This is a genomic window from Shinella fusca (assembly GCF_014203155.1).
GTDB classification, from domain to species: domain Bacteria; phylum Pseudomonadota; class Alphaproteobacteria; order Rhizobiales; family Rhizobiaceae; genus Shinella; species Shinella fusca.
In genome coordinates, this window is sequence record NZ_JACHIK010000002.1 from 432,482 (window position 1) to 444,644 (window position 12,163).

A 12,163-nucleotide genomic window follows, 5' to 3' on the forward strand; every position below is an offset into this window, starting at 1 on the left:
CATGAAGACCGACGACCTGATCACCCTGATGGCGCAAGATGCCCCTACCGGCCTGCGCTACGGCCGCGCGCTTGCGCTTGCGCTGGGTGTCGGCATCGCCGTCTCAGTGGTTCTCCTCGTTGCTACCGTCGGCATCCGCCACAATATGGCGAGCGTCTTCGAGACCGCGCGCGTGCTCTTCAAGATCGCCGTCACCTTTATGCTCGCCGTCCTTGCCGCGCGGCTTGCCGTGCGCATCGGCCGGCCGGGGGCGGAAACGCGCGGCCCCGCATTGCTGCTCGCCGTGCCGGCGCTGATGGTCGCCGCCGCCGTCGCCGCCGAACTCTTCGTGCTGCCGGCGGATGCCTGGCCGGCGAGCCTCGTCGGCCGGAACGCGCTGTTCTGCGTGTTTTTCGTGCCGGTTCTTTCGCTCGCCCCGCTGGCGGGCCTGTTCTGGGCACTGAAGAAGGGTGCGCCGGAAAATCCAACCTTTGCGGGCGCCACGGCCGGGCTTGCCGCCGGCGCCATCGCCGTGGCTGTCTATGCCTGGCATTGCCCGGACGACAGCCCGCTCTTCCTTGCCACCTGGTACACGATCGCCATTGCCGTGGTCACCGTGGCCGGTGCGCTTGCCGGCCGCCGCTGGCTTCGCTGGTGACCGCATAGGTCAAGTTGCGCTTCTACGGTTTGACGGAGATCATCGCGGTCGCCTCGGGCAGGGGCTAGCCTTCCTTCATTGGGCAACCGGACCAGTGAAGGAGCTTGCACATGTCATTCAAGACCATACTCGCGCTCATCGGCACCGCGACGAGCGAAGCGGACCTCGACAAGGCCATCGCGCTTTCGGCGGAACTGGAGGCGCACCTTTCGGTGGTGGTGCTGCGGACCGCGATCTCGACGTTCGGCGTGGACTATCCCGCCGCCGCGGCGTGGCTGGATGCGCGCCAGAAGGAGATCGACGAATTGATCGACGTCCGGCACAAGGCGGAAGACCGCTGCCGGAGAGGCGGCCTCTCCTTCGATATCGATCATATCTACGACGACCGCTTTATCATCGAAAGCAATATCGGCATGCGTGCCATGTATGCGGATGTGGTCGTTCTTGGGGAGGGGATCCGTTCGGATGACGACTTGCGCAAAGCCGCCGTCAATGCCACGGCTTTCGATTCCGGAACGCCGCTCGTCCTCATGCCGGCGCTGCGGCCGACGTCGCTGAAGCCGAAGAACGTGCTCTTCGCCTGGAATTCCCGCCCGCAGGCGGCGAGCGCCGCGAAAGCCGCCGCCGGGATGCTGGCGGGCGCCGACGCGGTCCACCTCGTCGTTGTCGATCCGGACGCCTCCTATTTCGGCAATGGCGGAGAGCCGGGCGCCGACATGGCGGCCTTCCTCTCCCGGCACGGCGCCAAGGTCTTCATCGAGCAGCTTGCGAGCGGAGAGCGGGCGGCGCAGGACGTCATCCGCCAGCATGCGCTGGAGCTTGGCTGCGACATGATCGTCATGGGCGCCTACGGCCATTCGCGTCTGCGCGAGCGGGTCTTCGGCGGCGTCACCGCGTCGATCCTCGAAGACTGCGACGTGCCGGTCTTCCTGATGCGGTAGCCACATAGGATGTTCCGAAAAGACGACAGGAGGTGACTATGCCTGAATGCGATATGATGACGACCGAGCATGCCGCCGCACCCCTTGCCTGGCCGGTGATCGGCACGGAGCCTTTCCTCCGGGCGCCGTTCGAGATCGGCCTGGCGATGCATCGCTACTGGCTGGTCGCGGCCTCGCGGCTGCTTCAGGACCAGGCCGCGCATCTGCAGAACCTTGCCGAATGCAGCGATCCGCTGAGCATGCTGGTCTGCCAGACGGAGCTTGCCGAAAAGTCCGTCGCAGCCGGTCTCGAGGATCTGCGGCGCGGTGTCGATACGGTCACGGAGGCCGCCGGCGAGCCGCCGCAATAGAGTATCGGAGGGAACGTGCTTTCACTGAAATCGCTCGGCGGGGCGGGAACCGTTACCGGCTCCAAGCATCTGCTCACCCTCGACGGGCATCGTATCCTCGTCGATTGCGGCCTCTTCCAGGGCCTGAAGAACCTGCGCGAACTCAACTGGGCGCCGCTGCCGGTCCCGCCGCACGATATCGACGCGGTGATCCTGACCCACGCGCATCTCGATCATTGCGGATACCTGCCGCGGCTGGTGCGGGACGGCTATCATGGCAAGGTCTACGCGACACCGGCGACCCGGGACGTCGCAGAACTGATCCTGATGGACAGCGGTCATCTGCAGGAAAAGGATGCGGAATTCCTCAACCGGCACGCACTGTCGCGGCACCGGCCGGCCCTGCCGCTCTATGGCGTGCGGGAGGCGCAAAGGGCGGTCGGGCACTTTTCGACCGCGGCCTTCGGCCAGACGGTGCGGCTTGCCGGCGGCGCGTCGTTCCGCTTCCGGCCTGCGGGGCATATCCTCGGCGCGGCGAGCGTCGACCTCGAATGGGGCGGCCGGCGCATCCTCTTTTCCGGCGATATCGGCCGCTATGGCGATCCGCTCATGCCGGACCCGGCCCCGCCGCCGGCGGCCGACTATATCCTGATCGAATCCACCTACGGCGACCGCCTCCACGACAGGACCGATCCGGCCGCGGCGCTGGGCGCGATCGTCGAGCGGACGATCGGGCGGGGCGGCACGCTCGTCATTCCGGCCTTTGCCGTCGGGCGGGCGCAGGAGCTCCTCTATTATTTCTGGAAGCTGGAGAAGGCGGGCCGCCTGCCCGCGGTTCCGCTCTTCCTCGACAGCCCCATGGCCATCGAGGCGACCGGCCTTCTGGGCCGCCACATGCAGGACCATCGCCTCGACGGGGAGACCTGCGGGGCGGTCAGCGCCATCGCCCGCCATGCGCAGGATGTCGAGGCCTCGAAGGCGATCAGCGCGAACCGCTTTCCCAAGATCGTCATTTCCGCTTCGGGCATGGCGACCGGCGGCCGCGTCCTGCACCATCTGAAGGCCTTTGCGCCCGATGCGCGCAACACGATCCTGCTTGCCGGCTTCCAGGCAGTCGGAACGCGGGGCCGCTCGTTGCAGGAAGGCACGGCCGAACTGAAGATCCACGGCGACTGGGTGCCGGTCAAGGCGGAGGTGGCCCATCTCGACATGCTCTCGGCCCATGCCGATGCCGGCGAGCTGATGCGATGGCTCTCCGCCTGCCCGCGCCCGCCGCGCAAGGTCTTCATCGTGCATGGCGAGGCGGAGGCGTCGGAAGCCCTGCGTATCCGCATTGCGCGGGAGCTCGGATGGCCGAGCGTCGTGCCGCGTCTCGATCAGGAATTCGAGCTTTGAACCCGGCCGGCTTCAGGCCCGGCGGTGCTTGGGGGTGACGCCGTAGGCCTTCTTGAAGGCCGTGGTGAAGCTGGAGGGATTGCGGTAGCCGGCGAGATAGGCGGCCTGCGAGATCGGGATACCGTCCCGCTCCAGCGCGATGCGCGCCGTCTCCAGCCGCTGCTGGCGGATGAAATCCGATACGGCGATGCCGAAACGCTCCTTGAAATGACGCTGGATGGAGGACGTGCTGATGCCCACCGCCCGCGCGATGCGCTCCAGCGTCAGGTCCTCGCAGACATGGGCGAGGATGTAGTCGCGCACCTTCTCGCTCTGCCGCCGACTGCCCGCCGACGGCTGGTTCGGCGCGGCCCTGTCCGCCTCCACCAGCACCGAGCAGGCCTGGCACAGGATGTCGAAGGCATGGGCATTGCGATGGAGCGTCAGGAGTTCGCCCGCCATCGCCACCGGCGGCTTGAGGATATGCTCGGCGGTCTGGATGAGATGCCGGTTCGGCGCGAAGCGGAAGGTGGCGAGGTGCCGGGAGAAGAAGGCCCTCAGCTTGGGCATGCTCGTCGGCTGCGAGCGAATGAGACGGTCGATCCACGGCTGCGGTGCGGAGATCATCACCTTGCGCAGCGGCGTGGTGCTCTCGTTGACGAACCGGAGCTGGCAGTCGCGCGCGACGTTCAGCAGGAAGACGACCGGCTCCGGATGGGCCTCGTCGCCCGCCTCGATGTGGAAATGCTCCCCGTCCATCACGAAATGCTGCTGGCCCTGCAGCAGCACCATCAGCAGGAATTTCGGCCAGACGTCGTAGAGGTTGTCGTCCGGCGTGCAGCTTGCCGGACCGTCCATCGCGCCCACGAAGAGGTGCTGGGGAATTTCCGGTTTGATCCTGATGTTCAAGACGCCGCCCTCTCGCATCGCCCGACCCGCCGATATGACCGCGGCTGCCTCCTGCGCGAAGTTTTCTGAAGCCTGCGCGAAAGTCTTTGCGGTCGACAGCCGAACCAAGCTACTGGCATAGTTGACTGCGTTAATCAAGTTTAATCGCCGGCCGTCGCGCCGGCCTTCGTGTGTATGGGTTCGGGAAAATGTGGGGCACTCTTTCGCCGTCTATCGGTCGGCATCGCATCATGCTTTTGGCCGCAGCGAGCATTCTGACGCTGAACGTGGCGGCCGCGCAGGAGAAAAAGGCGGACGACGGCAGCACCGCGCTGGAAGCGGTGGTCGTCGATGGCGGCGCCGACGAGAGGGGCGACGGCCCGGTCGGCGGCTACGTCGCGAAGAAAAGCCTTGCCGGCACCAAGACCGATACGCCGATCGCCAGGACGCCGCAGACCGTCTCCGTCGTCTCGAAGGAGCAGATCGAGGACCAGCACGCCCAGTCCGTCGCCGAGGCGCTGCGCTATACGCCGGGCGTCTTCACGGAATATCGCGGCGCCTCCAACCTGCGCGACGAGATCTTCGTGCGCGGCTTCTCCTATGTGCCGAAATATCTCGACGGCCTCTTCCTCGGCGGCGATCTCTCCTATGCCAAGATCGATCCCTATCTCCTGGAGCGCGTCGAGCTGATCTCGGGTCCCGCTTCCGTGCTCTACGGACAGGCCAATCCCGGCGGCATCGTCAACATGGTCAGCAAGAAGCCGACCGGCGCGCCGCTGCGCGAGGTGGAGCTTTCCCTCGGCACGGACGGCTACGTCTCCGGCGGCTTCGACATCAGCGACGTGATCGACGAGGATTTCGCCTATCGCCTCGCCGTTACGGGCCTGTCGCGCGATCTGCAGGAGAATTTCGCCAGGCAGAAGTCCTTCGCCGTCGCGCCGTCCGTCACCTGGTCGCCGGACGAGGGCACGTCACTCACGGTGCTTGGCGGATACCAGTACGAGCCGGATGCCGGCTACCGCAACTTCCTCGATGCGGCGGGCACCGTCACACCCATCCCGGGCTATGGCTTCGTGCCGCGTGACTTCTTCGCCTCCGATCCGGATTTCGAGCGCGCCGAGCGCCGGCAGGCGTGGATCGGGTACGAGTTCAAGCATGAACTGAACGACAACGTCACCTTCCGCCAGAACGCGCGCTACCACCGTACGGACTGGCTGCACCACACGCTCGTCTACGGCTACCTTTCGCCCGATCCCGTCACCGGCAACAATACGATCCTCAACCGCACGGCGAGCGGGGGCACGGACGACTGGAACCAGTTCACCATCGACAACCAGATGGAGGCCACGTTCTCGACGGGCGCTGCCGACCATACGCTGCTCGCCGGCTTCGACTATCGGTATCGTACACGCGATTATGCGTGGGGTTATGCCTCGGTGCCGACGCTCAATCTCACCGACCCGCAATATGGCGGTCTCGGCCTGGACACGCTCGTGCTGCCGAAGGACTCCTGGACGGAGACGACCGCCCATCAGGCCGGCGTCTATCTTCAGGACCAGGTGGAGATCGGCAATCTCGACCTGCTCGGCGGTGTCCGCTACGACCGGGCGAAAACCGAGATCGACGACCTCAACGCCACCAACAACGACCAGTCCTATGACGGCGGCGCCTTCACCTGGCGCGCCGGCGCGCTCTATACGTTCGACAACGGCATCGCGCCCTATGTCAGCTATGCGACGTCCTTCGAGCCCGCGCTCTATTCGCCGCCCGCCGGGCAGTCCGCCTTCTCGCCGACGACAGCCAGGCAGTTCGAGGCCGGCGTCAAATATGCGCCGGAAGGCAGCGGCATCCTTCTGACGGCCGCCTATTACGACCTGACGCAAAATGATGTCGTCGCCGCGACCTATCCCGGCCCGGTCTACAAGCAGATCGGCCAGATCCACAATCACGGGATCGAACTCTCCGCTCATGCGGAGATGACGGACAACCTGTCGCTCATCGCCGGCTATAGCTACATCGATTCGGTCGTCGAAGAGTCTGTCGATGCGGGAGAAGTCGGCAAGATGCCCTCGCGCATCCCGCAGCACCAAGCCTCGCTCTGGGCGACCTACACGGCCGATTCCGGCGCGCTGGAAGGGCTGACCGTCGGCGGGGGCCTGCGCTACATCGGCACGAGCTGGGGCGACGGCGCCAATACGTTCAAGGTCGGCGCGGTGACGCTGTTCGACGCCATGGCGTCCTACGATTTCGGCGTGAAGAACCCGGACCTTGCCGGGCTCTCGCTCCAGGTCAACGTCAAGAACATCGGCGACGAGCGCTATGTGGCCTCCTGCGCCAATGCCTATGCCTGCTTCTATGGCGAGGGACGCAGCATCGTCGCGACGCTGAAGAAGCAATGGTGAGGTTGAAGATCATCGGGCTCGGGCTTCTCGCCATGGGCCTTTCGATGACACCCATGCCTGCGGCGGAGACGCCGCAGGCCGTGCCGCTTGCCGCAAACGGCGAGGCGCAGGGCGCGGCCACGGCCGCCGGGGCGCGGCAGGCCTTCGACCCGCAGGCCTCCGCCGGTGATTACCTCAAGGGCCGGCTGCGCGTGACGGCGGGCCGGTTCGATCTCGACTCGTCGATGCGGAAGGCCGGCACCTGCGCCGCCTTGCCGAGGGGGCGGGGGGCATTGCCGACTTCCAGTTCGTGGCGGAGCGGCCGGACGACCGGCTGGTGGTGAGCGCGCAGGCGCCCGGCGCCTATGCGCTGGCGATCGAGCGCAAGGTGGCCGCCGCCGACCAGCTTCCGCCGCCGCCGGATTATCTCAGCCCGACGATTGCCGACATGGCCGCCGCTCTTGCCGCCGGCCAGTCGACGGATGCCTTCTGGGCCATGGTGGCGTCAAGGGGCACGCCCCTCGTCGAAGACGGGCGGGAAGGGCACAGGATCGTCACCTTCCTCGGCCGGGGCGCTGAGCGCAACATCCGCCTCTTCGGCGCGCCGAGCGGCGACCACGAGGAATTGCATCGGCTCGGCGCGTCCGACATCTGGTTCAGGAGCTTCGAGGTGCCGGATGGCACGCGGCTTTCCTATCAGCTCGCCTTCGACGTGCCCGACGTGCCGGGCACCGCACGGGACCGGCGCGTCGCCATCCTCGCGACGGCGAAGGCGGATCCGCTGAACCGCCATCCGTGGCCGGCCGATGCGGCGGACGCCTATAATCAGGATTCCGTGCTGGAGCTTGCCGGCGCGCCGCCGCAGCCATGGCTTGCCGAAAGGGGCAGCCCGGCGGGCACGCTGGAGCGACTTTCCATCGAGAGCCCCGCCCTCGGCAACCGGCGGGATGTCACCATCTACCGGCCGGCCGGCTTCGCCCCCGCCGACAAGCGGACAATCCTGCTCTTCGTCTTCGATGCGGACCAGTATCTGGAGCGCGTGCCGGTACCGCGCATCCTCGACAACATGATCGCTGCCGGTGCGGTGCCGCCGGTCGTGGCGGTCTTCGTCGCCAATCCCGATCGCGAGGCGAGGGCGCGCGAACTGCCCGCCAATCCCGCCTTCGCGGATTTCATGGCGAAGGAGCTCCATCCCTTCGTGGTGAAGGAGACCGGCTTTGCGGCGCCGGCCGCGCGCACGGTGCTGGCCGGATCGAGCTATGGCGGGCTTGCCGCCGTGACGGTCGCCCTGCACCACCCGCAGGTCTTCGGCAATGCGCTCTCCATGTCGGGCTCCTTCTGGTGGAGCCCGCCGGGCACGCCGGAGGACCGCAGCGAATATGTGGCGGGGCAGGTCGCCGCCGGCCCGATGCTGCCGCTGCGCGTCTTCCTTTCCGCCGGCCTCTTCGAGACCGGCGCGCAGGGCACGGCCGGCATTCTGGAGACCAGCCGGCACCTGCGCGACGTGCTGGAGGCCAAGGGCATTCCCGTCACCTATCGCGACTATGCCGGCGGCCACGATTATCTGGTCTGGCAGGGTGTGATCTCGGACGGGTTGATCGCGCTCTTCGGCAAGGACCGGCCGTAGGGCCGGCTTTCCTTGCGAAGAAAACATGACTAGAAGAGTTATATTTTACGGCGCGGCGAAGCTGCCGCCCGTCCGGAAGAAGGAAAGGCCATGCTCGAATCCACCGCTGTCCTGACGACCGCAAGCGGCCCCAAATATCTGGTGCAGCTGTGCAAGCACTTCGCCCACAAGATCGAGGTCAGCTACTCGGAAAGCCATGGCGAATGTCGGTTCGGCCGCGGCTCCGCCGTGCTGGACGCGGATGAGACGGGCCTGCGCATGGTTGCGCGTGCCGGCGACGAGGAGGGGCTGGCGCAGGTGCAGTCGATCGTCGAATCGCATCTCGTCCGCTTCGCCTTCCGCGAGGACATGGCGGCGCTCGACTGGCGGCGGCAGGACAGGGTCGCCTGAGCATTTCAGCATCGAAGGTAAAACCATGAAAGATTTCCGCCCGCTCGCGGCGCTTGCCGCCGCCCTTCTCTTCGCTCTTCCCGCCGGCGCCGTGGATGTCGTAACGGCGCGCGGCACCGTTGCGGTCGAGGCGATGCCGAAGACCGTCGCCGTCTATGACGTCGCCGCGATCGATACGCTCTCCCGCCTCGGCATCCGCCCGGCCGGCGTGCCCGACAAGCTCTACGTGCCGGAACTGGAGCCGCTGAAGGAAGGCGCGACGGAAATCGGCACGCTGTTCGAGCCGGACCTCGAGGCCCTGAGCGCGCTTGCGCCCGACCTCGTCATCGTCGGCGCCCGCTCTGCCGCAAGGGCAGAGACCGTCGCGCAGGTCGCGCAGACCATCGACATGACCATCGACGGCGACGACCTCTTTGCCCAGGCCAGGCAGCGGCTCGCCTCCTACGGCGCCCTCTTCGGCAAGCAAGCCGAGGCGGACGCCATCGCCGCCGATCTCGACGCGAAGCTCGCCGCAGCGAAGGCGGCGGTCGCCGGCAAGGGCAATGCGCTCATCGTCATGACCAACGGGCCGAAGGTTTCCACCTACGGCCCCGGCTCGCGCTTCGGCTGGGTGCATGCGGCGCTCGGCCTTGCGCCGGCCATCGCCGATATCGAAACGGCGACCCACGGCGAGGCGGTCTCCTTCGAGTTCATCCGCCAGGCCAATCCCGACTGGCTGCTGGTGCTCGACCGCGCCGCCGCCGTCGGCTCCAACGAGCAGGCTGCGAAGGTCACGCTCGACAACGAGCTGGTCGCCGAGACCACGGCCTGGAAGAAGGGGCAGGTCGTCTACCTGCCGGCGCCGGATTTCTACATCTCGGCCGGCGGCGTGCAGTCGCTGGAGCGCGTGCTTTCGGCGATCACGGAGGCCTTCGCCGCCGCGAAATGACCGCTGCTCTTTCCACCTCATCCTGGCGGGCGAAGGCGGCCGCGGGCCTCGGCCTCGCGGCGCTCTTCGCCGTGAGCCTTGCCGTCGGCGTCAGCCCGCTGCCGCCCGGCAGGGTCCTGTCCGATCCCGACGCCCTGCAGCTCCTCCTCGTCAGCCGTCTGCCGCGCACGCTCGCCGCCGTCCTCAGCGGCGCGGGGCTGGCGATTGCCGGCCTCATCATGCAGACGCTCTCGCGCAACCGCTTCGTCGAGCCGGCGACGGCCGGCACGGCGCAGAGCGCGGAACTCGGCATCCTTCTCGTCACGCTCTTCTTTCCCGCCGCGAGCCTGCCCGTGAAGACGCTCCTCGCCGCCGGCGCGGCGCTTGCCGGCACATCGGTGTTCCTTGCGACGGCCCAGCGCCTGCCGCCCGCCCAGCCCTATCTCGTACCGCTCTTCGGCATCGTCTACGGCGGCGTCATCGGCGCGGCGGCGACCTATGCCGCCTGGCAGGCCGATCTCCTGCAGTTCCTCTCGGTCTGGACCAACGGCGACTTTTCCGGCGTGCTTCGCGGGCGCTACGAGCTCCTGTGGATCGCCGCGCTGATGGTCGCCGCCGCCTTCCTCGTCGCGGACCGGCTGACCATCATGGCGCTCGGCCGCGAGGCGAGCATCGGGCTCGGTATCGACTATGCGCGCATGATGCAGATCGGCCTCGTCATCGTCTCCGTCATCACTGCGCTCTCGGTCGTGGTCGTTGGCATGATCCCCTTCGTCGGGCTCGCCGTGCCGAACATCGTCTCGCGGCTGATGGGCGACAATGTGCGCGGCACGCTCGGCTGGGTCGCGGCGGGCGGGGCCGGGCTGGTGCTTGCCTGCGATATCGCCGGCCGCCTCATCCGCTACCCTTATGAAATACCGGTCGGCACGGTGATGGGCGTTGCGGGCGGGGCGATCTTCCTCTGGCTGCTCTTCCGGCGGGGCGGCCATGGCTGACCGCCGCCTTCTCGCCCTTGCCGCCGCCGCGCTGCTTTCGGCCTTGGCGTTCCTGCTCATCGGGCTCAAGGGCAACATCGCCTTCGTGCTGGAGCTGCGCCTTCTCAAGCTTGCCGCGCTGATGCAGGTGGGCGTCGCCATCGCCATCTCGACGGTCATCTTCCAGACCGTCACCGGAAACCGCATTCTCACCCCCTCGGTCATGGGGCTCGATGCGCTCTATCTCTTCGGCCAGATGCTGATGGTCTTCCTGCTCGGCGGCGTCGGCTATGTGAGCCTCGACCCGCAGGTGAAATTCGCCGTGGAGGTGATGGTCCTGATGGTACTCGCCTCGGGGCTGCTCCTGCCCATGCTGAAGCGCCGGCTCGACATGGGGCTGATGCTGCTCGCCGGCGTCGTCTTCGGCGTCCTCTTCCGCAGCCTTTATTCCCTGCTCGCCCGCCTCATCGATCCCAACGACTTCGCCGTGGCGCAGACGGCGAGCTTCGCCAATTTCAACGCTGTGCGCACCGATCTCCTTGCCTTCGCCGCCGTCGTCACGGTCCTTGCCGCGGTGCTCGCCTGGCGGGCGCGGCATGTGCTCGACGTCGTTTCGCTCGGGCCGGAAGCGGCGACCGGCCTCGGCGTGAACTGGGCAGCGTCCGTCACCGGCCTGCTGCTCCTCGTCTCAGCGCTCGTCGCCGTCTCCACCGCGCTTGTCGGGCCGGTCGCCTTCTTCGGCCTGCTGGTGGCGGCTCTCGCCGAGCGTCTGGTGGTGACCCGCCGTCACGCCCGGCTTCTGCCGGCCGCCGCACTGACCGGCATCACCGTCCTCGTCGGCGGGCAGACGCTGTTCCAGCACGGCTTCGGCAGCGCGACCGCGCTCGGCGTCGTCATCGAATTCTTCGGCGGCCTCGTCTTCCTTCTGCTGCTGGTCCTCGGGAGTCGCTCATGATCCGGATCGAAAACGTCTCCTTCCGTCACCGCACGGTGCCGATCCTCAGCGATATCACGCTGACGATCGACAAGGGCGGCGTCGTGGCGCTGGTCGGGCCGAACGGCGCGGGGAAATCGACGCTCCTCTCGCTCGTCGCGCGCCTGCAGCCGCTTCAGATGGGCAACATCCAAATCGATGGCCTTCCGGTGGACGCCACGCCCGGCCGGCAGCTTGCGAGGGTGGTCGCGATCCTGCGGCAGGACACGACGGTGGCAAGCCGCCTCACCGTGCGCGAACTCGTCAGCTTCGGCCGCTTCCCGCATGGCCGAGGTCGCCTTTCGGCAGCGGACCATGCCATCGTCGACGCCGCGCTCGCCCGCTTCGACCTTGCCGATCTTGCAGGCCGCTTCATCGAGACGCTGTCGGGCGGCCAGCGCCAGCGCGCGCTCGTCGCCATGGCGTTCGCGCAGGGCACGGATTACCTGCTGCTCGACGAGCCGCTGAACAATCTCGACATGTACTATGCCCGTGAACTGATGCGCGCGCTGCGCGCTGCCGCCGACGAGAACGGCAAGACCGTCGTGATCGTCCTGCACGACATCAACCAGGCGAGTGCTCATGCCGACCGGATCGTCGCCATGAAGGGCGGGCGGATCCTTGCCGACGGCGCCCCTTGCGACATTCTCACCCCCGACATGCTGGAAGTCGTCTTCGGCCTGCGCGCACCCGTGGAGACGATCGGCGGAAAGCCGTTCGTGCTGCACCAGCTCTAGGCGCG

The 12,163-nt window shown here is 67.3% G+C and carries 13 protein-coding genes; 12 read left to right on the top strand and 1 reads right to left on the bottom strand.

The window, feature by feature from the left end:
- Position 1 precedes the first annotated feature (1 nt).
- The 4 genes from HNQ66_RS04290 to HNQ66_RS04305 all read left to right on the top strand — a co-directional run bounded on the left by HNQ66_RS04290 (position 2) and on the right by HNQ66_RS04305 (position 3,302).
- Entirely contained in the window at positions 2-637 is a 636-nt protein-coding gene (locus HNQ66_RS04290; RefSeq protein WP_184141220.1) for an NrsF family protein, read from the top strand.
- Positions 638-747: 110 nt separating this feature from the next.
- Entirely contained in the window at positions 748-1,578 is an 831-nt protein-coding gene (locus tag HNQ66_RS04295; RefSeq protein ID WP_246434174.1) for a universal stress protein, read from the top strand.
- 38 nt (positions 1,579-1,616) lie between these two features.
- A complete protein-coding gene (locus tag HNQ66_RS04300) occupies positions 1,617-1,928 on the top strand; it encodes a phasin family protein (RefSeq protein WP_184141224.1) in 312 nt (103 codons plus the stop codon).
- A 15-nt stretch (positions 1,929-1,943) separates the two neighbouring features.
- On the top strand, positions 1,944-3,302 hold the full coding sequence (locus tag HNQ66_RS04305; protein ID WP_184141226.1) for an MBL fold metallo-hydrolase RNA specificity domain-containing protein: 1,359 nt from the start codon (positions 1,944-1,946) through the stop codon (positions 3,300-3,302).
- 12 nt (positions 3,303-3,314) lie between these two features.
- On the opposite strand, the gene HNQ66_RS04310 is transcribed toward HNQ66_RS04305, so the two are convergent.
- Positions 3,315-4,190, bottom strand: a complete 876-nt coding sequence (locus tag HNQ66_RS04310) for a helix-turn-helix transcriptional regulator (RefSeq protein WP_184141228.1) — start codon at positions 4,188-4,190, stop codon at positions 3,315-3,317.
- 230 nt (positions 4,191-4,420) lie between these two features.
- Between HNQ66_RS04310 and HNQ66_RS04315 the strand changes: the two genes are divergently transcribed.
- From HNQ66_RS04315 to HNQ66_RS04345, 8 genes are all read left to right on the top strand, one after another.
- Positions 4,421-6,571, top strand: a complete 2,151-nt coding sequence (locus HNQ66_RS04315) for a TonB-dependent siderophore receptor (protein ID WP_246434175.1) — start codon at positions 4,421-4,423, stop codon at positions 6,569-6,571.
- The gene (locus HNQ66_RS23410) at positions 6,565-6,894 is read left to right on the top strand and encodes a hypothetical protein (protein ID WP_210308665.1); all 330 of its coding nucleotides are present in this window, start codon (positions 6,565-6,567) and stop codon (positions 6,892-6,894) included. Before HNQ66_RS04315 ends, HNQ66_RS23410 begins: the two co-directional genes overlap by 7 nt.
- Positions 6,861-8,177 carry an alpha/beta hydrolase-fold protein gene (locus HNQ66_RS04320; RefSeq protein ID WP_210308666.1) on the top strand — a complete coding sequence of 439 codons (1,317 nt, stop codon included), beginning with the start codon at positions 6,861-6,863 and terminating at the stop codon, positions 8,175-8,177. The genes HNQ66_RS23410 and HNQ66_RS04320 overlap by 34 nt, the downstream gene beginning before the upstream one ends.
- 90 nt (positions 8,178-8,267) lie before the next feature.
- Complete coding sequence (locus HNQ66_RS04325; RefSeq protein ID WP_184141232.1) at positions 8,268-8,567, top strand: DUF2218 domain-containing protein; 300 nt, start codon at positions 8,268-8,270, stop codon at positions 8,565-8,567.
- Positions 8,568-8,592: 25 nt separating this feature from the next.
- Positions 8,593-9,495 carry a siderophore ABC transporter substrate-binding protein gene (locus tag HNQ66_RS04330; RefSeq protein ID WP_184141234.1) on the top strand — a complete coding sequence of 301 codons (903 nt, stop codon included), beginning with the start codon at positions 8,593-8,595 and terminating at the stop codon, positions 9,493-9,495.
- Positions 9,492-10,469: an ABC transporter permease gene (locus HNQ66_RS04335; protein ID WP_184141235.1), complete on the top strand. Its 978-nt coding sequence runs from the start codon at positions 9,492-9,494 to the stop codon at positions 10,467-10,469. The genes HNQ66_RS04330 and HNQ66_RS04335 overlap by 4 nt, the downstream gene beginning before the upstream one ends.
- Entirely contained in the window at positions 10,462-11,403 is a 942-nt protein-coding gene (locus HNQ66_RS04340) for an iron chelate uptake ABC transporter family permease subunit (protein WP_184141237.1), read from the top strand. The genes HNQ66_RS04335 and HNQ66_RS04340 overlap by 8 nt, the downstream gene beginning before the upstream one ends.
- The gene (locus HNQ66_RS04345) at positions 11,400-12,158 is read left to right on the top strand and encodes an iron ABC transporter ATP-binding protein (RefSeq protein WP_184141239.1); all 759 of its coding nucleotides are present in this window, start codon (positions 11,400-11,402) and stop codon (positions 12,156-12,158) included. The genes HNQ66_RS04340 and HNQ66_RS04345 overlap by 4 nt, the downstream gene beginning before the upstream one ends.
- The last annotated feature ends 5 nt before the right edge of the window (positions 12,159-12,163 follow it).

What these genes read in the sequence shown, in the direction of transcription:
- HNQ66_RS04300 (WP_184141224.1), top strand. Translation starts at nt 1,617, where the DNA reads ATGCCTGAATGCGATATGATGACGACCGAGCATGCCGCCGCACCCCTT.
- HNQ66_RS04340 (WP_184141237.1), top strand. Translation starts at nt 10,462, where the DNA reads ATGGCTGACCGCCGCCTTCTCGCCCTTGCCGCCGCCGCGCTGCTTTCG.
- HNQ66_RS04290 (WP_184141220.1), top strand. Translation starts at nt 2, where the DNA reads ATGAAGACCGACGACCTGATCACCCTGATGGCGCAAGATGCCCCTACC.
- HNQ66_RS23410 (WP_210308665.1), top strand. Translation starts at nt 6,565, where the DNA reads ATGGTGAGGTTGAAGATCATCGGGCTCGGGCTTCTCGCCATGGGCCTT.
- HNQ66_RS04325 (WP_184141232.1), top strand. Translation starts at nt 8,268, where the DNA reads ATGCTCGAATCCACCGCTGTCCTGACGACCGCAAGCGGCCCCAAATAT.
- HNQ66_RS04345 (WP_184141239.1), top strand. Translation starts at nt 11,400, where the DNA reads ATGATCCGGATCGAAAACGTCTCCTTCCGTCACCGCACGGTGCCGATC.
- HNQ66_RS04330 (WP_184141234.1), top strand. Translation starts at nt 8,593, where the DNA reads ATGAAAGATTTCCGCCCGCTCGCGGCGCTTGCCGCCGCCCTTCTCTTC.
- HNQ66_RS04315 (WP_246434175.1), top strand. Translation starts at nt 4,421, where the DNA reads ATGCTTTTGGCCGCAGCGAGCATTCTGACGCTGAACGTGGCGGCCGCG.
- HNQ66_RS04335 (WP_184141235.1), top strand. Translation starts at nt 9,492, where the DNA reads ATGACCGCTGCTCTTTCCACCTCATCCTGGCGGGCGAAGGCGGCCGCG.
- HNQ66_RS04295 (WP_246434174.1), top strand. Translation starts at nt 748, where the DNA reads ATGTCATTCAAGACCATACTCGCGCTCATCGGCACCGCGACGAGCGAA.